The organism is Actinomadura pelletieri DSM 43383 (genome assembly GCF_003634705.1).
In the GTDB taxonomy this organism is placed as follows: Bacteria; Actinomycetota; Actinomycetes; order Streptosporangiales; family Streptosporangiaceae; genus Spirillospora; species Spirillospora pelletieri.
Genome location: NZ_RBWU01000003.1, coordinates 103,916 through 123,529, shown reverse-complemented (window position 1 = coordinate 123,529; position 19,614 = coordinate 103,916). Strand labels below are relative to the sequence as shown.

Below are 19,614 nucleotides of genomic sequence, written 5' to 3'. Positions count from 1 at the left end.
TCACGGTGAAGGCGACCGAGCTCGAAGGTCTGGAGAGGCGCGCCCGCGAGTTCCGCGAGCGCTACCAGCGCCACGGCGACCCGTCCGACCTGCGGACGTCCATCGAACTGAGCCGCACGCTGGTGGCGAACATTCCCACGGGCCACGAGGTGTGGCCGAGGGTCGTCAACAACCTGTGCGTCTCTCTGCGGCTCCTGTACGAGGTGAGCGGCGAGCCGGAGGTCCTGAACGAGGGCATCGACCGTGTCCGAGCCGCCGCCCGGCACCCTCTCGTCGGAGAGTTCCGCCCTTATTGCCTGCTGACGTCGACCGTCCTGTTGCGGCACGAGTTCCTGCGTGCAGGCGTCCTGGCGGTGTTCGAGGAGGCCGTCGCCGCCGGTGAGGAAGCCGTCCACACCACGGGCGAAGGCCATCCGCTCTACGGCAGTGCGCTGACCATCGTGGCCAACCTGTACATGACCGGGTTTCAGACGACGCAGGCACCGGGCCTTCTCGACAATGCCCTGGAGATGCAGCGCACGGCGACCAAGCGGATATCGGACGACGGGCTAGACCGGGCCATCGCCATGAACTCCCTGGCGAACCTCTACCGGCTGAGTCACGAGTACACAGCCGATCCCACCGCGCTGGACGAGGCCGTCCACGCGGCTCGCGAAGCGGTGGCGAACACGCCCCCGCGTAACCATTTCCGGCCCCCACACGAATGCACCCTCGCGACGGTGCTGCTCGCCCGGTACGACCTGACCGGCGAGACCATGGCCCTGCGAGAGGGCGCGGCACTGCTGAAGAACCTCGCGGACGCCGCCGACGGGGAGCGGGCCCTTTCGGCCGCCTTCTCCCAGACGCTCTGCGTGGCGCTGATGGAACTGCACCGGCGGACCGAGGATCCCGAGATACTCGACAAGGCCATCCGGGTGGGACGCGCGTTGGCGAGCGCGCAGGGACCGATGCGGTTCCATCTGATGAACACGTGCGTCCTCGCTCTCCTGGCCGCCTACGAGGAGACCGGGGAGCGAGCGCACCTGGACGAGGCCGTCACCCACGCCACCGCGATGGTCGATGAGACGGACGCGGAGCACCCGATACGGTCCACGCTGCTGACCACGCTCGGCGGCGCTCTCGTGGCCCGGTACCGGCTCGACGGCGGAGTCGCCCTGCTGGAGTCGATCGTGCGAGTGAGCAGGGAGGTGCTCGACGACCCCGGCGGCATCCAAGCCGACCAGCCCACCCGGCACCTGAATCTCGCGGACGTGCTCCTGGAGTTGTACGAGCACACGGGCCGCCGTCCGCTGCTGGACGAGGCGCGCGAACGCGCCACGACGGTGATCGGCCTGCCCCGGTCCCGTCCCTGGCAACTGGTCCAGGGGTGGCGGTTGCGCGCTCGCGCCGAACTGGAACTGGGCGAGACGGAGGAGGCGCTGAACGCCTACCGGCAGGCCGTCGCGTCGCTTCCTCGGGTCGCGCCGCGAAGCGCGGCCCGCGCCGACCGCGAACTGGGCATCGGCCGTGTCTTCGGGCTGGGCCCGGAGGCCGCCGGTGCCGCCATCGCGGCCGGACGGCCCGGGCTCGCGCTGGAACTGCTGGAACACGCGCGGGGCGTCCTGCTGAACGAGCGCCTGGCGTCCAGCGAGGCGCTGCGGCGGGTCGAAGCGATCGACCGGAGACTGGCGGAGGAGTTCCGGCGTGTGCGCGAGGACCTGGACCGTCCCGAACCCGACCTCACCGCGCGGGGTCTTCTCGGCGCCGCCGGTACGGGCACCACGTCCCCGCCTCCCGTCGACGGCGACCGGTTCGCGGCGCGCCGCCGGGAACTCGATGACCGGTGGACGAAGGTTCTGGCCGGAATTCGTGCCCTGCCGGGCCTGTCCGACTTCCTGGAACCGCCCACGGCGGAGGAACTGCGCGAGGCGGCCGCCGAGGGCCCCGTCATCATCGTCAACGTCGACTTCCGTGGCGGCCATGCCCTGATCCTGTCCGGCCCCGACGACCCGATCCACGTCGAACGGCTCGCGGGCGTCACCCCGCACACGGTCGGCGAGCAGATCGCACGGCTGCCCGACGAGACCGGTGTGGAAGACGGCGACCTGGACGACGTCCTGCGATGGTGCTGGGACCTGATCGCCGGTCCGGCGCTGGCCGCGGCGGGCATCACCACCGCGCCCGACGACCCGGAACGGCGCCCGCGAGTCTGGTGGTGCCCGACAGGCCCCGCGACCTTCCTCCCGCTGCACGCCGCCGGGCACCACGACCGGCCCGGACACTCGGTGATGGACCTGGCCGTCCCTTCGTATACGCCGACGGTGCGGGCACTCCGCCACGCCAGACGCCGCACCGTCCCCATGACCGGTGAACCCGTACCGTTGGTGGTGGCGATGCCGCGGACGCCCGGCGCGGTCCCGCTGAGTGGCGCGTCCGCCGAGGCGGAGCAGATCGTGCGGCTGGCGCCCGCCGCGAAGGTTCTGGAAGGCGACCGGGCCACGGGCCCGGCGGTGCTGGCCGCCCTTCCGCACCACGAGATCGTCCACTTCGCCTGTCACGCCGTCAGTGAGCCCGCCGACCCGGCCGCGGCCAGGCTGCAACTGTCCGACCACGACGTCCATCCCCTGGACGTGGGCGCCATCTCCCACCTCGACCTGTCGCATGCCCGCGTCGCCTATCTGTCGGCGTGCGCCACATCCTCAACGTCGGAGCGCCTTGTCGATGAGTCGGTGCACATCACGGGCGCCTTCCTGTTGGCGGGCTTCCCCGGCGTGGTGGGCACCTTGTGGCCCGTCCGGGACAGGGCGGCGGCCCGGATCGCGGCGGCCTTCTACCCGTGTCTCCTGAAAGGCACGCCTCCGGCCGCCGCCCTCCAGCGCGCGATCGACGAACGCAGAAAGCGCGTGGGGACCCCACCGGCACTATGGTGCGCCCACGTACACGTGGGCCTCTGAGAGAGCGTCCCTCCGAACGTGGGACTCCCACCGTCGGGTCGGCTATTGTTTGGTCTCAAACGAAATGGTGTCGCGTGGACGCGACGGCGAGGCGCTCGCGCCGGTCGCGGTGCCGTCACCCGGCCCGGAACCAAGGAGGTGACCCGCATGACACTCGACATGCGCTTCTTCCCCGTCCCCGACACTCATCCCGTCAGCAATGACCTCGTCGGCGTACGCGCCAACTTCCACTACGGATCCGGCAACGTGCTGCAACAGCACTACGCGGACGAGACGACCATGGTGTGGAGCGGCGTGTCCGGCGACTTCGCCGGGGTGCAGCAGACGGAGCCGACGCTACGCGTCTTCAAAATCGCGCCGGCGCTGTACTTCATCACCTGGTACGAGGCCGGAACGGTCGCCACCGCCGCACACGGCCAGATCTTCGACCAGGGTTACCCGATCGCGGTGGTCGCGGACTTCCACCGGCTGGTGGCGACCGCCGCGTACACCAACCCCCGCGAGGACGGGGGCCAGTACTTCCTCGTCGACCAGGCCACCATCGAGATCGTCGAAGACCCGCGGGGGCTCATCGCCTCGATCCGATAGCCGCGCCGCGGCTCCTGTCACAGGGCGCTGCCATGATCTACGGACCATGTCATCGATGACCCTGCGGAGGAGCCATGCTCAATGTGACGCCCGGCGATATCGAGTGGGTCGACGGCGATGAGCGACTCGGCGAGATCTTCTGTCTGACCTTTGTCAAGGACGTCGATGAGACCGAGGCGTTGACGCGCCTGGGCGCTCTCCCGGACACGCTGGGGCCCCGCGACCTGGAGGAGGCGGCCGAGGCGTACGACCGCTTCGAGACGGGCTACGAGGAGTCGGCGTTCGCGCTGAACCTCGGCGACTGGACGATGGTGGTCGAGGTGAACGGTTTCCAGGGTGGGCTCGTCGAGCAGTTGGCGGGCCTGTCGCGGGGCACCGAGGCCGTTTCGGTGCAGCGGCACGACTACGCCGACCACGGCTTCCGCTACGCGGTCGACGGCACGCTGGTCACCGGGTTCGAGCCGACCTGGCCGCGGTACCGCTGGGGAAGCGAGCCGGACCGGTTGCTCGGGAAGATGCGCGCGGCGGGCCTGGACCCGGACGCCGGCGATGAGGACGAGGACGAGTACGAGGACGAGGACGGCTCCGTGTCGGCCGCCTACGTCCCGGCCTTCTTGCTGGCGGGCCTGGTGACCGGCGCCGTCCCGCATCCCGACGCGCTGACCGGACGGCTGCTGTCCGCCGAGATCGAACCATGGTTCGGGGCGGCTTCTCCCTCGCTGTCCGCCGGGCCCACCGACCCCGCCATGATCGCGGCGCTCGACGCCGCGCCGCCGCGACTGCTCCGCGCGGTTGCCGCGGCCGAGGTCATGCGGCTTGCCACCGTCCTCGGCCTGGACGCCACTCCCGGCCTGGCGGAGGCCGTCGCCGCGGCCGAACGCGGCGAAACGGTCACCGTGTCCGCCGGCTCGGAGCTCGGCGCGCACGTCCGCTCCTGGCTGGCACGCGCACGCCAGGCGAACAGGTCACTCAACGACCCGACCGCCCGCTCCAGGATGAGCGGCGACGAGCGGACCGCCGCCTACATGGGGGCCTGGTTCGCGGACGCGTTGCGTGGCGCGTTGTGGCCTGAGCCCCACGCCGCTGCCCGTGCGGCACTTCACCCGCTCACGCAGGGCCCCGACCCGCTCCGCGACCCCGCACGGGAGAAGGCCGTCCTGCACACCCTCCGCCGTGCCCAAGACCCGGCCTGACACCGGCCCGTTCGATCGAGGAAGCGGGACGGAAGCCGATCAGAAGCGGTCCGGGACTTCCCAGGGACGCAGGCCCCCGTCTTGGATCCGAACTTGAGACCGTTCTAGGGCTCTACCGAGCCGGGCGGCCCGTCCGGCCGTGCCGGAACGGACGAGACGGAGAGTGTGACCGAGAAAGGGCCGTTGCTCGTGATGGACGCACCGTCGGGCTGGGATGCCACAGAAGACCACCTGTTGGAGTTGATCAAACGGTTCGAACGGACCGGCGACGTGGTGGTTCTCACCCAGGCGACGCGGCTGGCCGAGCGGCAGGTCACGGCGGTCTGGTCCGATGCGCTCGCGGAGGCGTCCGAGAGATACTCTGCGCTCCTACATGTGCTGTACGCACACACGGGGGACACCGCACTCCTGACCACGTCCGTGACGGCCGCGCGGAAGGCCGTCGCCGCGCTGCCCTCGCGGCACTCCGACCGGATCGATCTGCTGGCGTCGCTGGCAGCGACGCTGATGCGCCGATTCCAGGTGGAGGGGCGGCTGGACGACCTCAGAGAGTCGGCCGAACTCTCGGGCAAGGTCGTCGAGGCCACCGGCCCGGAAGACTCGCGACTGGCGAGCCGGCTGGGCGACCTCGCCGAGGCACTGCGGCTCCTGGCGCTGTTCACGGGGAACGCCGGGCGGCTGGCCGAGGCCATCGCGGCCGGGCGCCGAGCGTGCGATGTCGCGACCGAAGACGATCCCCAGAAGCCGCACTACCTGGGCGTGCTCGGGCTGGCCTTGCGCAACCACTTCGACCGCACAGCGGACGTTCCGGCTCTGTACGAGGCGGTCGCGCTGCTGCGGGACGCCGCCGAGCAGGAGCGGCGCGGCGACGACGCGCGGTCGCAGCGGCTGGCGAGCCTCGGTTCGGCGTTGATGGTGCTGGCGGAGTGGACGGGGTCCGCGGACTTGCGCGCCGAGTCGCTCGGCTTACTGCGCGAATGCGTGGCGATCACTTCTGGCACGCACCCGGACCGCGGCGAACACCTCTTGTCGCTCGGCTCCATGTTGGGGACGTCCTTCGTGCGGGAGGGCGAACTCGCTCGTCTCGACGAGGCGATCTCCGTCCTGCGGGAGGCCGTCGCAGCCGTGCCGGACGAGCATCCCCGCCGCCCGTCCTACCTCGGTGACCTGGGCCTCGCGCTGCGGCTGCGGTACGAATGGACGGGCGAGCTCGCCCCGCTCACCGAGGCCACGAGGGTGCTGGAGCGGGCGGCGAGAAGCCTGCCGTCCGGGCATGACGAAAGACCGCTAACGCTGGGCGCCCTCGGCACGGCTCTGCACCTGCTCGGCGTCCGCACGGGCGATACGGCGTCCCTGTGGGCGGCGGTCGCCGCATCGCGGGAGGCCGTCCGTGCGAGCCCCACCGGGCATCCGGACCGTCCGGGGTTGCAGGGCATGCTCGGTGGCGCGCTCCAGGTGCTCGCCGAACGCGAAGAACGATGGGACCTGCTCGATGAGGCCCTTCGCGTGGGCCGTGCGGCCGTCGACGGCGGTGACGTCGACCCCGCCAGGCAGGGCGGACGGTTGTCGAACCTCGCGAACGGCCTTCGCCTGCACGCGGCGCGCACCGGAGAGGCCGGGGCGGCGGCCGAAGCGGTCGAGATGGCGCAGCGCGCGGTCGCGGCGGTCTCCGACGAGAACCCCATGCGGGCCGCCTACCTGTTCAACCTCGGCCAGGCGCTACTCGAACTGCATCGCCTCGACCCGGCCGCCGAAACGCTGGAACGGGCACGCCGCGAACTCCACCGGGCCGCGGTCAGCGACCCCGCCGAGGCGGGGATCCGGCTGGGCGCCCACTGGAGGTCGGGCCACGCCGCGATGCTGGCGGGCGACGCCGCGGGCGCCGTGGACGCGTACGCGGAGGCGATCGCGTTGCTGCCCAGGGTCAGCCCGCGGTCGCTGGCGCGGTTCGACCGCGAACATCGGCTCGGCGACGCGACCGGGCTGACCGCGGACGCGGCCGCGGCGGCGCTCGCGGCCGGTGATCCGGAACGGGCGGTGGTGCTCCTCGAACAGGCGCGGGGGACGCTGCTCGGAGAGGCGATCGACGCGCACGCCGGGGCGAACAGGCTGAGGAGCGAGCACCCCCCGCTGGCCCGGGAGTACGACCGGCTCCGCGCGGATGTCACGGAGGTCGAGCAGGCCGCGGGCGTGCCCGAGCGCAATCCCGAGATGGCCGGGACGTTCGGTAGGCGCCTGCGCGAACTCGACGAGCGATGGGAGGCGCTGCTGCGCCGGATCCGGGCCGAACCCGGGCTGGCCGACTTCCTCCGACCGCCCACCATCTCCGATCTGCGCGCCCATGCGGCGCACGGTCCGATCGCGATCGTGAACGTCAGCGCGCACCGCAGCGACGCCGTCATCGTGACCCCCGGGCCCGGCGACCTGCGCACCACCCCCCTCGACCTGTCGCCGCAGGTCGCGTACGCGATGCTCGACGAGATCGCCGCCGTGCACGATGGCGTCGCGGACGGCTCGGTGGCGCACGCACAGGCCGTTGTACGGGTGGGCCGGGTGCTGTCGTCCCTGTGGACGGGGGTCGCCTCCCCGGTGTTGTCGGCGGCCGGGATCGACCGGGCACCCCGGTCGCCGGCGCCCGCGGCGGATCTGCCGCGCCTGTGGTGGTGCCCGATCGGGATGATGGCGCTGCTGCCCCTCCACGCCGCGGGCACGTACGCGGACGAGCACGACCCGGGAAGACCCGCGGACTCGGTCCTCGACCGGGCGGTGTCGTCCTACATCCCGCTCCTTCGAGCGCTCGGGTACGCGCGCCGGAACCGCGCGGACTCCCGGCAGGAGCCGCCGAGCGCCCTCGTCGTGGCGGTCGCCGAGGCGCCGGAGCCCCACATGGCGGCCCTGCGGACCGCGACCAAGGAAGCCGAGCGGGTCACGGCGCTGATTCCGCGGGCGGAGACCTTGAACGACGCGGACGCGACGCACGACGCGGTCCTGAGCGCCCTGCCTCGCCATCCGATCGTCCATTTCGCCTGCCATGGCCGGCCCGAGCCCAACGCGCCGTCCCGCAGCACCCTGATGCTGCTCGACCACCGCGCCGCGCCGCTGACCGTCCTCGAGGTGTCCGGGCTTCGGCTTTCCACGGCCCGACTGGCCTACCTGTCCTCGTGCAGCACCGCCTACACCGGTGTCCGCCTGGCCGACGAGGCCATTCACATCGTGGCGGCCTTCCAACTCGCCGGCTACCAGAACGTGGTCGGCGCGCTGTGGCCGATCGGAGACCCGATCGCTCTGCGCATCGCGACAGCCTTCTACCAGGGCCTGTCCCCGGGCGAGGGTCTCGCGCCCGATCCGGAGCGGTCGGCGCTCGCGCTGCACGACGCGGTCGTTCGGTTGCGCGCGAGGACCGGTAACCCCCTCGCGTGGGCGGCGCACGTCCATGCGGGGGTGTAAGGCCCGGTCGATCACCTCGAATGTCCGGCGAAACCCGGTAGGGAGCGGTCAGGACGGGGGTAGGCCGAGGGCGCGGGCGATCAGCATGCGCTGGACCTCGGAGGTGCCCTCGCCGACTTCGAGGATCTTGGCGTCCCGGTAGAAGCGGCCGACGGCGTACTCGTTCATGAAGCCGTAGCCGCCGAAGATCTGCGTGGCGTCGCGGGCGTTGTCCATGGCGGCGTTGGACGCGACCAGCTTGGCGATCGCGGCCTCCTTCTTGAACGGCTCCCCGGCCAGCAGCCGCGCGGCGGCGGCGTAGTAGGCGAGCCGGGCGGTGTGGGCGCGCGCCTCCATGTCGGCGATCTTGAACTGGAGGGCCTGGTAGCGGCCGATCTCCTTGCCGAACGCCTCCCTTTCCCGCACGTACCGCAGGGACTCGTCCACGCACCCCTGGGCGAGGCCGACCGACAGCGCCGCGATCGCGATGCGGCCCTCGTCCAGGATGCGCAGGAACTGGGCGTAGCCGCGGCCGCGCTCGCCGACGAGGTTCTCGGCCGGGACGCGCACGTCGTCGAACGACAGTTCCCGGGTGTCGGACGCCGACCAGCCGACCTTGGAGTACTTGCGCCCGACCGTGAAGCCGGGCGTCCCGTTCGGGACGATGATCGTGGAGATCTCGCCGTCGCCGGTAAACGCGGTGACGGTCACGAACGCGGTGATGTCGGTGCCGGAGTTGGTGATGAACGCCTTCGACCCGTTGATCACCCAGGAGTCGCCGTCGAGGCGGGCGGTGGTGCGCATCCCGCCGGGCACGTCGGAGCCGCCGCCCGGCTCGGTGAGCCCGAAGGCGGCCAGCCGCTCCCCGGACGTGAGCGCCGGCAGCCACCGTTCCTTCTGCTCCGGCGACCCGAACCGGTGGATCGGCATCGCGCCGAGCGACACCCCCGCCTCCAGGGTGATCGCGACGGACGAGTCGACCCGGGCCAGTTCCTCCAGGGCCAGGCACAGCGTGAAGTAGTCGCCGCCCATGCCGCCGTGCTCTTCCGGGAACGGCAGCCCGAACAGGCCCATCTTGCCCATCGCGGCGACGATCTCGTACGGGAACTCGCCGCGCTCGTACAGGTCGCCGATCACCGGCGCGACGGTCTCGCGGGCGAACCGCTCGACCGTGCGCCGCAGCTCCTCCTGCTCCTCGTCGAGCGTGAAGTCGATCATCATGTCTCCGTTGCGGGTGAGAGGGCTTGGACCACCCGGGACGGGCTGGGCCGGCCCAGGTGGCTCGCCATCCAGCGGCTGGTGGCGACGAGCTTGTCGAGATCGACGCCGGTGTCGACGCCGAGACCGGACAGCATCCAGACGAGGTCCTCGGTCGGCAGGTTGCCGGTGGCGCTCTTCGCGAACGGGCAGCCGCCGAGGCCCCCGGCGGAGGCGTCCACGACGGTGACGCCCGCGCGGAGCGCGGCGAGGGTGTTGGCGAGGGCCTGCCCGTAGGTGTCGTGGAAGTGGACGGCGAGCCGGTCGGGGCCGATGCCCGCCGCGCCCAGCGCCTCGATGAGCGCGGTGACGTGGCCGGGCGTGCCGACGCCGATCGTGTCGCCGAGGCTGAGCTGGGAGCAGCCGAGGTCCATCATGCGGGACGCGACGGACACGACCCGCTCGATCGGCACGTCCCCCTCCCACGGGTCGCCGCACACCATCGACACGTAGGCCCGCACCCAGATCCCCTCGGCGCGGGCGCGCTCGACGACCGGCGCGAACATCGCGATCGACTCGTCCACGGTCCGGTTGAGGTTGCGGCGGGCGAACGTCTCGGTGGCGCTGCCGAAGATCGCGATCTCGGTGACGCCGTTGGCGAGCGCCCGGTCCAGGCCCTTCTCGTTCGGGACGAGCACCGAATAGCGCAGGTCGGGGGAGCGGGGCAGCACGTCCAGGAGGTCCTCGGCGTCGGCGAGCTGCGGCACCCAGCCGGGGTGGACGAAGCTGGTCGTCTCGATCGTGCGCAGCCCCGCGTCGGCCAGCCGGGTCACGAACTCGGACTTGACGTCCACCGGGACGACCGCCTTCTCGTTCTGCAGCCCGTCCCGCGGCCCCACCTCGTAGATCGTGACCTTGGCGGGAAGGCCGGGAAGAGGAACCCGCATCGTCATGCCCCCTCTTTCACGCTGATCAAGGCTCGATCACCGCCAGGACCGCGTCGAGCGCGACCTGCGCGCCCGCGCGGACCGGCAGTTTCGCCACCACGCCGGCGACCGGCGCGGTGACGGTGTGCTCCATCTTCATCGCCTCGACGACCACCAGGGCCTGTCCCTCGGCGACCCGGTCGCCCTCGGCCGCCTTGACGGCGAGGACCGTCCCCGGCATCGGACTGCGCAGCACCCCGTCCCCCGCCGCGCCGGACGCGGCGCCGCCCTCGGCGCGGACGTGCTCGCCCAGCGCCCAGGCGTGCCCGTCGCGGCCGAGCCACAGCGTGTGCCCGTCCCGGGCGACCGTGAACGAGGTCGTCCTTCCAGCGTAGGTGAGCGTGCACGGCGCGCTCAGCGACGCCGCGACCGGAGGGCCGTCGCCGACGGCGACGCGGGCGGACCCGGCCCGGCCCTGCACGCGGACCTCCACCGGGTCGCCGCCGGACGGGGTGATGATCCACGGGGTCCAGGCGTGGGCGCCGGGACGCCAGCCGTCCGGGACGTCCCACGGGTCGACGCCACCGGACTCCAGGGCCAGCATCCGCTCCAACGCGGCGGCGGCCAGGACCTCGGGCGGCACGGACGTCCCTGCGGTCAACTCGTCCAGCGAACGTTCGACGAGGCCGGTGTCCAAATCGCCGGACACGACGGACGGATGGGTGAGCAGCCGCCGCAGGAACGCCACGTTCGTCGGGACGCCCAGCAGCGTGTACGAGGCGAGCGCCCGGTCCAGGCGGTGCAGGGCCTCGGCCCGGTCGGCGCCGCGCACGATGACCTTGGCGAGCATCGGGTCGTAGGCGCCGCCGACCTCCGTGCCCACGTCCAGACCGGAGTCGACGCGGGCGTGGTCGGGCTCGTCCAGCGCCAGGACACGCCCGCCCGTGGGCAGGAAGCCGCGCGACGGGTCCTCGGCGTAGACGCGGGCCTCGATCGCGTGACCGTCCAGGGTCACCTCGTCCTGGGTGAACGGCAGTGGGTCCCCGGCGGCGACCCGGAGTTGGAGTTCGACCAGGTCGAGGCCGGTGACGAGTTCGGTCACGGGGTGCTCGACCTGGAGGCGGGTGTTCATCTCCATGAAGTAGGGCTCGTCGGGCCGGTCGGCGGAGATGATGTACTCCACCGTTCCCGCGCCCACATAGCCGACGGCCTGGGCGGCGGCGACGGCGTAGCCGCCCATCCGTTCCCGGGACGCGGCGTCCAGCAGCGGCGACGGCGCCTCCTCGATGATCTTCTGATGGCGGCGTTGCAGGCTGCATTCGCGCTCGCCGAGGTGGACGGCGTTGCCGTGCGCGTCGGCGAAGATCTGGATCTCGATGTGCCGGGGGTTCGCCACGAACCGCTCGACGAGCAGCGTGTCGTCGCCGAACGAGCCACGCGCCTCCCGCCGCGCGGACGCGACCGCGTCCGGCAGGGCGGCGGCGTCCCGGACGAGCCGCATCCCCTTCCCGCCGCCGCCCGCGGACGGTTTGAGCAGCACCGGCAGCCCGACCTCCAACGCCGCCGCCGCGAGTTCGGCGTCCGACAGGCCTGGTTCGTCCCGTCCCGGAACGACCGGGACACCGGCCGCCGCGACGGTCCGCTTCGCGCGGATCTTGTCGCCCATCACCTCGATCGCCCCGGCGGGCGGACCGACGAACACCAGCCCCGCCTCGGCGCACGCCCGCGCGAACGCGGTGTTCTCGGCGAGGAACCCGTACCCGGGGTGGACGGCCGCCGCCCCCGACTCCCGCGCCGCGCCGACCACGGCGTCGACGTCGAGGTACGACGGGACGCGCAGGGCCTCGTCCGCCTCCCGCGCATGGCGGGCCCGCGCGTCGGCGTCGGTGTGGACGGCCACCGCGCGGACCCCGAGCCGCCGCAGCGTGCGGAACACCCGGACGGCGATCTCCCCGCGGTTGGCGACCAGGACGCTGTCGAACATCACACCCTCACATCCGGAAGACGCCGTAGCCGACCGGCTCCAGCGGCGCGTTCGCGGCGACCGACAGCCCGAGGCCCAGCACACGCCGGGTGTCGAGCGGGTCGATCACGCCGTCGTCCCACAGCCGGGCCGTCGAGTAGTACGGGTTGCCCTGTGCCTCGTACCGCTCGCGGATCGGCGCCTTGAACTCCTCCTCGGCCTCGGCGGACCACTGCTCCCCGCGCGCCTCCACCTGGTCGCGGCGGACGGTCGCGAGAACGCTCGCGGCCTGCTCACCGCCCATGACGGAGATCCGCGCGTTCGGCCACATCCACAGGAAGCGCGGCGAGTACGCCCGGCCGCACATCGCGTAGTTCCCGGCGCCGAACGAGCCGCCGATCACGATGGTGAACTTCGGGACGCGGGCGCACGCGACGGCCGTGACCATCTTCGCGCCGTGCTTGGCGATGCCGCCCGCCTCGTATTCGCGTCCGACCATGAACCCGGTGATGTTCTGCAGGAACACGAGCGGGACGCTGCGCCGGTCGCACAGCTCGATGAAGTGCGCGCCCTTCTGCGCCGACTCGCTGAACAGGATGCCGTTGTTGGCGACGATCCCGACCGGATGCCCGTGGACGCGGGCGAACCCGGTGACGAGCGTCGGCCCGTACTCCTTCTTGAACTCCTGGAAGCGGCTGCCGTCCACGACGCGGGCGATGACCTCCCGCACGTCGTAGGGGGTGCGCGGGTCGGGCGGGACGACCCCGTACAGCTCCGCCGGGTCGGCCGCGGGCTCCTCCGGCGGCGCGACGTCCCAGGGGCGCGGCGCGCGCGGCCCGAGCGTGCCGACGATGTCGCGGACGATCCGCAGCGCGTGCGCGTCGTCGTCGGCGAGATGGTCGGTCACCCCGGACGTGCGGGAGTGCAGCTCGCCGCCGCCGAGTTCCTCCGCGGTCACGACCTCGCCGGTCGCCGCCTTCACCAGCGGCGGCCCGCCCAGGAAGATCGTCCCCTGGCCGCGGACGATGACGGCCTCGTCGCTCATCGCCGGGACGTACGCGCCGCCCGCCGTGCACGACCCGAGCACCGCCGCGATCTGCGGGATCCCGCGCGCCGACATCGTCGCCTGGTTGTAGAAGATCCGGCCGAAGTGCTCCCGGTCGGGGAACACGTCGTCCTGGCGAGGAAGGAACGCGCCGCCGGAGTCGACGAGGTAGACGCACGGCAGCCGGTTGTGCAGCGCCACCTCCTGCGCCCGCAGATGCTTCTTCACCGTGAGGGGGTAGTAGGTGCCGCCCTTGACCGTTGCGTCGTTGGCGACGACGACGCACTCGCGGCCGGAGATCCGCCCGACCCCGGTGATGATCCCGGCGCCGGGCGCCTCGTCGTCGTACAGGCCGTTCGCGGCCAGCGGCGACAGTTCCAGGAACGCCGAGCCCGGATCGAGGAGCGTGTCGACCCGGTCGCGGGGGAGCAGCTTGCCGCGCGCGACATGCCGCTCGCGGGCCCGCTCGGGACCGCCGCGCCCGGCCCGGTCGACGTGCTCGCGCAACTCGGCGACCAGGGCCTCGTTGTGGGCGGTGTTCGCCTTGAACGTCTCGGCCGCCGTGTCGGCGCGGGAGCCGATCGCGGGTCCGCTCATGGCCGTCCTCCCGGTTAACGGTCGTTAACAACGCCGATGTTAATGCTCGTTAACAACTCTAGTCTAGACTGGCGGGCATGACGTCCCGCCCCGCCGAGCCGATGGTCGGCCCGCCGAACCCGCGCCGGACGGAGATCCTCGGCGCCGCGGCCGAGCTGTTCGCGCGCCGCGGCTACCACGGGGTGTCCATCGGCGATCTAGGCCGGGCCGTCGGTCTCACCGGGCCCGCCCTCTACCGGCATTTCAGCGGCAAGGAGGCCGTGCTCGCCGAGATGCTCCTCGACATCAGCGAACGGCTGCTCGCCGAGGGCCTGCGCCGGGCCGCGGACCCCGACCCGGAACGGGCCCTCGACGCGCTGCTGCGCTGGCACATCGCCTTCGCCCTCGACAACCCGGCGCTGATCACCGTCCACGAGCGGGAACTGGACAACGTGCCGGAACCGCAGCGGCACCGCATCCGCCGGCTCCAGCGCGCCTATGTGGAGGAATGGGTCGCCGTCCTGCGCCGGCTGCGCCCGGCCCTCCCGGACGACCGGACCCGCGCCGCCGTCCACGCAGCCTTCGGCCTCCTCAACTCCACTCCCCGCAGCGCCACCGGCCTCGACCGCTCCACGATGAGCGCGCTCCTGCACTCCATGGCACGCGCCGCCCTCGAAGGCGCGGTGGCTCCAGAGTGAAGGGCGTCAGACCCGCAGCCGGTGGAGAGTGATCCCGCCCCCGCGCGCCACGGGCCGATAGCCCCACCCCGCGAGCCCCGGGGCGGTCATCCCCTCGCCCGATCCCGCCACGGCCGGACCGGGGTCCTCGGACACCGCCCACTCCGGGCGCAGCGCGAGCGCGGCCGGGGCGAGCTTGAAGACGCGGCAACGGCCGGTGAGCTGCGGGGCGACGTGGTTGGACGCGGCGACGTCCGCTCCGTCCGGAATGACGGCCAGTATCGCCTTCGCGGCGCCGACCCGGGACGGCACGCGGCCGTACGACGGGTCCATGAGTCGGCTGAGCGGCTGGGCCCCGATCAGGGTGGGAACGAGCGCGGCGGTGACGATCGCGATGGGCGCGACTTTCGTGATGCCGTGGGCGAGCCGGTCTGGGAGGCCGCTCTCCCGGACGCGCCGGAGCCCGTCGAGGGCGGCGACGAACACGATGGGCATCAGCACCGCGCTGTAATGGAACCCGGTCCCCCAGAGGAACGGATTGGACGTCCAGAACCGGGCGAGCAGCGTCGGGACGAGGAGCAGCGCGAGCGGGGACCGCAGGCCGAGGAAGAGTGTCGGCGCCAGGAGGGCGAGGACGGTCAGCCCCTTCGTGGCCACCGGTGTGACGAGCCTGAGCAGTGGATTATCCGAGTCCGGTTCGGTCACCCCGAAGTACTTGTAGGAATCGTCCGGGTTGAAAGCCGGAATGACCACGAGGGTCACCGCCGCCGCGACCGTGACCGCGAGGAGGACCAGAAACGCGCCGACCTTGCGTTCACCCCTGCGAAACAGGAGGACGCCCACGGCGGCGACGATGAGCGCCTGGTCCTCCTTCACCAGCAGCAGCGGGACCGCCCAGGCCGCCGCGGCGCGATCACGGCCCTCGGCGAGGAGCACGACGCAACGGGCCACCAGCGGAACGGCGAACGCGATCTCGTGGAAGTCGAAGACCGCCGCCCGCTGGAGTCCCCACGCCAGCCCGTAGCCGAGCCCGACGCACGTCCCCGCCCGCACACCGTGCCGGTCGGCCCACAACCGGGTCACCGGGACCGCCGAGAGGGCGAGCAGCGCGGACTGGACGACCAGCAGCGTGACCGGGCTCGGGAACAGCCGGTACAGCGGCCCGATCACGGCGATGACCGGATGGAAATGGTCGCCAAGCAGGTTGAATCCCGGTCCCTTCAGTTCGGCCACGGGTGCGCGGAAATGCGCGTAGCCACGGACCCCCTGTTCGAAGATTCCCAGATCGTATCCGGTGCTCTCCATGCGGCGATGCCGGTGGACCGAGAGCGTGGAATAGGCGGCGAGAAGCGTGCCCGCGACGACCCAGGAAACGCTGCGCGGTGTGATCATCTCGCCGAGAATGGCCACCCGCGGCTGAGCCGCCGCTGAATCGAGCTGAAGAGCATTTCAGCTCGATTCGGCGGTGCGCGGGCATACTGAGCCGATGCGTCTGCTGCTGATCGAGGACGAGGAAAGGCTCGCCACCGCGCTGAGCCACGGGCTCCGCGGGGAGGGGTACGCGGTCGACGTCGCCCACGACGGCCGCGAGGGGCTCGACCTCGCCCGCACCCACCCGTACTCCGCGGTCGTCCTGGACATCATGCTGCCGGGCCTCAACGGATACGCCGTCTGCGCGAACCTGCGCAAGGCGGGCAGCACGGTACCGGTGCTCATGCTCACCGCGAAGAACGGCGAGTACGACGAGGCGGAGGCGCTGGACACCGGCGCCGACGACTATCTGAGCAAACCCTTCTCCTTCGTCGTGCTCCTCGCGCGGCTGCGCGCCCTGCTGCGCCGCGGCGGCGCCGTCCGCTCCCCGGTGCTGCGGGTCGGGGACCTGTGGCTCGACCCGGCCGCCCGGCGGTGCCGCCGCGGGGACGTGGAGGTCCGGCTGACCGCCAAGGAGTTCGCGGTGCTGGAGTGCCTGGCCCGCCGCCCGGACGAGGCGGTCGCCAAGATCGACATCATCGACGAGGTATGGGACCAGGCGTTCGACGGCGACGTCAACATCGTCGAGGTGTACGTCAGGGCGCTGCGCCGCAAACTCGACGTCCCGTTCGGACGCTCGACGATCCAGACCGTGCGGGGCGCCGGCTACCGGTTGGCGGCCCGGGATGCGTGAGCGCTGGGCGCGGCTGTGGTCGGTTCGGGTCAGGGCCGCCTGCGGCGCGATGGTCGCGACCGCCTTCGTCTTCGCCCTCGGCGCCCTCGTGGCCCGAGCCGTCGTCGAGGACCAGTGGACCAAGGACGCCCGAGACCACGCGACCGACGTCGCGTTCCAGGTGACCTTCGCGCTGGAGACCGGACGAGTCCCGGTCGGCGTCCGCGACGCCTACGTCGTGGTCTCGGCCGACGGGCGGTACGCCAGGACCGGTGGCGTGTCCACGCCACCCACCGGCGAGGGACGAGGCCGGACAGGCGATCTCGAACCCGACCGGCCGGGACCGGGGTTCGTGCCCGCGGTCGGCTGGGGGCTCCGGAAGATCCGGACGCCCTCCGCCGTGGAGGCCGAGGGAACCGTCCAGACGTACGTGGTGGGGACCACGGATCCGCTGCCTCCGGCCCGGTTTCGCGAGGCCACCGGGCTGGACACGCGCTCCGCCCAGCGTCTGACCGTGTACACGCTCGTCGCCTCGGAGCGGGCGCGGACGGCCGTCATGACGCTCGACCGCCTGGTCCGCTGGGGAATGCCGGGCGCGGTGCTGTTCGTCGGACTGACCGCATGGCTGGTCACCGGTCTGGCCCTACGGCCGGTCGAGGCCATCCGCGCCAAGATGGCCGGCATCACCGCGGGCGACCTGGACCAGCGTGTTCCCGTCCCGCCGACGACGGACGTGGTCGCCGGACTCGCACGGACCACCAACGAGACGCTCGACCGGCTTGAGCGGGCCCACCTGCGCCAGCGCCGCTTCGTCGCGGACGCCTCCCACGAACTCCGCTCCCCGCTCGCCGCGCTGCGCGGCACCCTGGAGATCCCCCTGGCACGACCGGCGCGCGCCGACTGGCCCGCGGTGGCGGCGGCCGCGCTCGCCGACACCGTCCGCCTCCAGCGCCTCACCGACGACCTGCTCCTGCTGTCCGCCGAGGGACACCGTCCACGCGAGGACGCCGCCGCCGTCGATCTGGCCGACCTCGTGGAGGAGCAGATCGCCGAACGCGCCTACTCCGCGTCCGGCGCCGCGCCGGCCTTCGGCTGTGAGGTCGAACGTCCCGCGCTCGTCCGCGGCGAGGAGACGCGGCTCGCCCGCGTCGTCCGCAACCTCCTCGACAACGCCGCCAGGCACGCGCGGTCGACGGTCCACGCGACGGTCCGGCGGGACGCGGACACCGTCGTCCTGACCGTCACCGACGACGGAGCGGGCGTCCCGCCCGCCGACCGGGAACGGATCTTCGACAGGTTCGTCCGCCTGGACGACGCCCGCACCCGCGCCGACGGCGGCGCGGGCCTCGGTCTGGCCATCGTCCGTGAACTGGTCACCGCCCTCGGCGGCACGGTCCGCGTCACCGACGGCTCGACGTTCACCGTGCGGCTGCCGGATTTTACGAAATCGTTTTGTTGACGTCCGTTGCCGGCCCGGCTTCTGAAAGGGGCATCGGCACACCGGGCTGAACTCGCCGCTCTCTCGAAATATGTCCTGCACGGGGCAGCGCAATCGCCGACTCGGACCGGCCGATACACCCGGACGCGCGTTTGTGGACCGTCCACAATCTTGACTTGGTCACCACGACATAGGTCAGATAGACGTGAAGGTCATCAAGTGAGCCGCTGAACCTGGTTAAGGAGTGCCGAATGGACGTCGAAGGCGTCGGCTTCTACGAGATCGCGCAGAAAGACCCGGACCGGCCCGCCGTGCTGGCCCCAGGCGTGCCGGTGTCCTACGGGGAGTTGCACGCCGAGGTGAATCGCCTGTCCAACGCGTTCGACCCGTTGGGGCTTCAGCCCGGTGACGTGCTTGCGACCGTTCTCGGAAACCGGATCGAATTCCTCACCGTCCTGCTCGCCGCCATGCAGTCGGGCCTCTACCTCGTGCCCGTGGGTTGCGACCTGGCGGCGCCCGAGGTCGCCCATGTCCTGTCCGATTCCGGGGCCCGGGGCGTCGTGACGGAAAGCGCCCACGCCGACGTCGTGTCGGAGGCGGCGAACGCCGTGGGCGTCCCCGCCGAGGGACGGGTGAGCGCCGGGCCCGCGGACGGCTTCCGCTCGCTGGCCGGGCTGTGCGTGTCGGGCGGCGCCGAGCCGCCGGGCAAGCGGCGCACCGGCTCGATCATGCACTACACGTCGGCGGCGGCGGAACGGCCGAGGGGCGTCCGGCGACCGCTGCTCGACATCCCGCCGGAGGCCATGATCGACCTCCTGCGGCGGTCACCGGCCCGGGACCTGGACCTCGGGCCGGGCGACGACGTCCACCTGGCCGTCGCGCCGCTGTCCGACCACGCGGCCTGCGTCCACACGATGATGGCGCTGCACCTCGGCCACGCCGTCGTGATCGCCTCCCGGTTCCGGCCGGAGCACACCCTCGAACTGATCCAACGGCACGGCGTCACCTGCGCGTTCATGGACCCGGAGATGCTGCACCGGATGCTCGCGCTGCCCGACGACGTCAAGGCCCGCTACGACGTGTCGTCGCTGCGGCGGGTGTTCCACGCCGCGGCGCTCCTTCCCATGGACGCCAAGCGACGGATGCTGGACTGGTGGGGACCCGTCCTGTACGAGTACTACGGCTCCGTGGAGAGCGGCCCCCTCGCCGTCGCCACCCCGCGCGACTGGCTCGCCCGGCCCGGCACGGCCGGCCGTCCCGTCGACGGCGTCAAGATCAAGATCTTGGGCGCGGACGGCGGCGAGCTGCCGGTGGGGGAGACGGGCCTGATCCACGCCGGCGGTCACCCCGGATTCGAGTATCACGGCGACCCTGCCGCGACCGCGTCCGCGACGCGCGACGGCCTCTGGGCGCCCGGCGACCTCGGCCGCCTCGACGAGGACGGCTGGCTGTACGTCAGCGACCGCCGCACCGGCTGAACACGCCTCCCGGAACGGTCCCGACACCGTT

The 19,614-nt window shown here is 72.2% G+C and carries 13 protein-coding genes; 8 read left to right on the top strand and 5 right to left on the bottom strand.

Going from position 1 to position 19,614, the window contains the following annotated elements; all coding sequences use genetic code 11:
• Positions 1–5: 5 nt before the first annotated feature.
• From BZB76_RS13725 to BZB76_RS13710, 4 genes are all read left to right on the top strand, one after another.
• Positions 6–2,933 (top strand): CHAT domain-containing protein, encoded by a 2,928-nt coding sequence (locus tag BZB76_RS13725; protein WP_170180630.1) that lies wholly within the window; start codon positions 6–8, stop codon positions 2,931–2,933.
• 147 nt (positions 2,934–3,080) lie between these two features.
• Positions 3,081–3,521, top strand: coding sequence for a MoaF C-terminal domain-containing protein (locus tag BZB76_RS13720; protein ID WP_121434769.1), 441 nt, complete (start codon positions 3,081–3,083; stop codon positions 3,519–3,521).
• Positions 3,522–3,595: 74 nt separating this feature from the next.
• Complete coding sequence (locus tag BZB76_RS13715; protein WP_121434768.1) at positions 3,596–4,714, top strand: DUF6461 domain-containing protein; 1,119 nt, start codon at positions 3,596–3,598, stop codon at positions 4,712–4,714.
• Positions 4,715–4,879: 165 nt separating this feature from the next.
• Positions 4,880–8,161, top strand: a complete 3,282-nt coding sequence (locus BZB76_RS13710) for a CHAT domain-containing protein (protein WP_121434767.1) — start codon at positions 4,880–4,882, stop codon at positions 8,159–8,161.
• A 48-nt stretch (positions 8,162–8,209) separates the two neighbouring features.
• Here BZB76_RS13710 and BZB76_RS13705 read toward each other — a convergent pair whose 3' ends face one another.
• The 4 genes from BZB76_RS13705 to BZB76_RS13690 are packed head-to-tail and all read right to left on the bottom strand — an operon-like array spanning position 8,210 to position 13,868.
• Positions 8,210–9,358: an acyl-CoA dehydrogenase family protein gene (locus BZB76_RS13705; protein ID WP_121434766.1), complete on the bottom strand. Its 1,149-nt coding sequence runs from the start codon at positions 9,356–9,358 to the stop codon at positions 8,210–8,212.
• Positions 9,358–10,284: a hydroxymethylglutaryl-CoA lyase gene (locus BZB76_RS13700; RefSeq protein WP_121435461.1), complete on the bottom strand. Its 927-nt coding sequence runs from the start codon at positions 10,282–10,284 to the stop codon at positions 9,358–9,360. Before BZB76_RS13700 ends, BZB76_RS13705 begins: the two co-directional genes overlap by 1 nt.
• 25 nt (positions 10,285–10,309) lie before the next feature.
• Entirely contained in the window at positions 10,310–12,247 is a 1,938-nt protein-coding gene (locus BZB76_RS13695; protein WP_121434765.1) for an acetyl/propionyl/methylcrotonyl-CoA carboxylase subunit alpha, read from the bottom strand.
• A 7-nt stretch (positions 12,248–12,254) separates the two neighbouring features.
• Positions 12,255–13,868, bottom strand: a complete 1,614-nt coding sequence (locus BZB76_RS13690) for a carboxyl transferase domain-containing protein (RefSeq protein ID WP_121434764.1) — start codon at positions 13,866–13,868, stop codon at positions 12,255–12,257.
• 77 nt (positions 13,869–13,945) lie between these two features.
• On the opposite strand from BZB76_RS13690, the gene BZB76_RS13685 reads away from it, so the two are divergent.
• Positions 13,946–14,545: an SACE_7040 family transcriptional regulator gene (locus BZB76_RS13685; protein ID WP_246006936.1), complete on the top strand. Its 600-nt coding sequence runs from the start codon at positions 13,946–13,948 to the stop codon at positions 14,543–14,545.
• A 6-nt stretch (positions 14,546–14,551) separates the two neighbouring features.
• On the opposite strand, the gene BZB76_RS13680 is transcribed toward BZB76_RS13685, so the two are convergent.
• Entirely contained in the window at positions 14,552–15,916 is a 1,365-nt protein-coding gene (locus tag BZB76_RS13680; protein WP_147449430.1) for a DUF2079 domain-containing protein, read from the bottom strand.
• A gap of 94 nt (positions 15,917–16,010) precedes the next feature.
• Here BZB76_RS13680 and BZB76_RS13675 point away from each other — a divergent pair, with 94 nt between their 5' ends.
• The 3 genes from BZB76_RS13675 (at position 16,011) to BZB76_RS13665 (ending at position 19,583) form a co-directional block, all read left to right on the top strand.
• A complete protein-coding gene (locus BZB76_RS13675) occupies positions 16,011–16,688 on the top strand; it encodes a response regulator transcription factor (RefSeq protein ID WP_121434761.1) in 678 nt (225 codons plus the stop codon).
• The gene (locus BZB76_RS13670; RefSeq protein ID WP_121434760.1) at positions 16,681–18,126 is read left to right on the top strand and encodes a sensor histidine kinase; all 1,446 of its coding nucleotides are present in this window, start codon (positions 16,681–16,683) and stop codon (positions 18,124–18,126) included. The genes BZB76_RS13675 and BZB76_RS13670 overlap by 8 nt, the downstream gene beginning before the upstream one ends.
• A 230-nt stretch (positions 18,127–18,356) precedes the next feature.
• A complete protein-coding gene (locus tag BZB76_RS13665; protein WP_121434759.1) occupies positions 18,357–19,583 on the top strand; it encodes an AMP-binding protein in 1,227 nt (408 codons plus the stop codon).
• Positions 19,584–19,614: the final 31 nt, after the last annotated feature.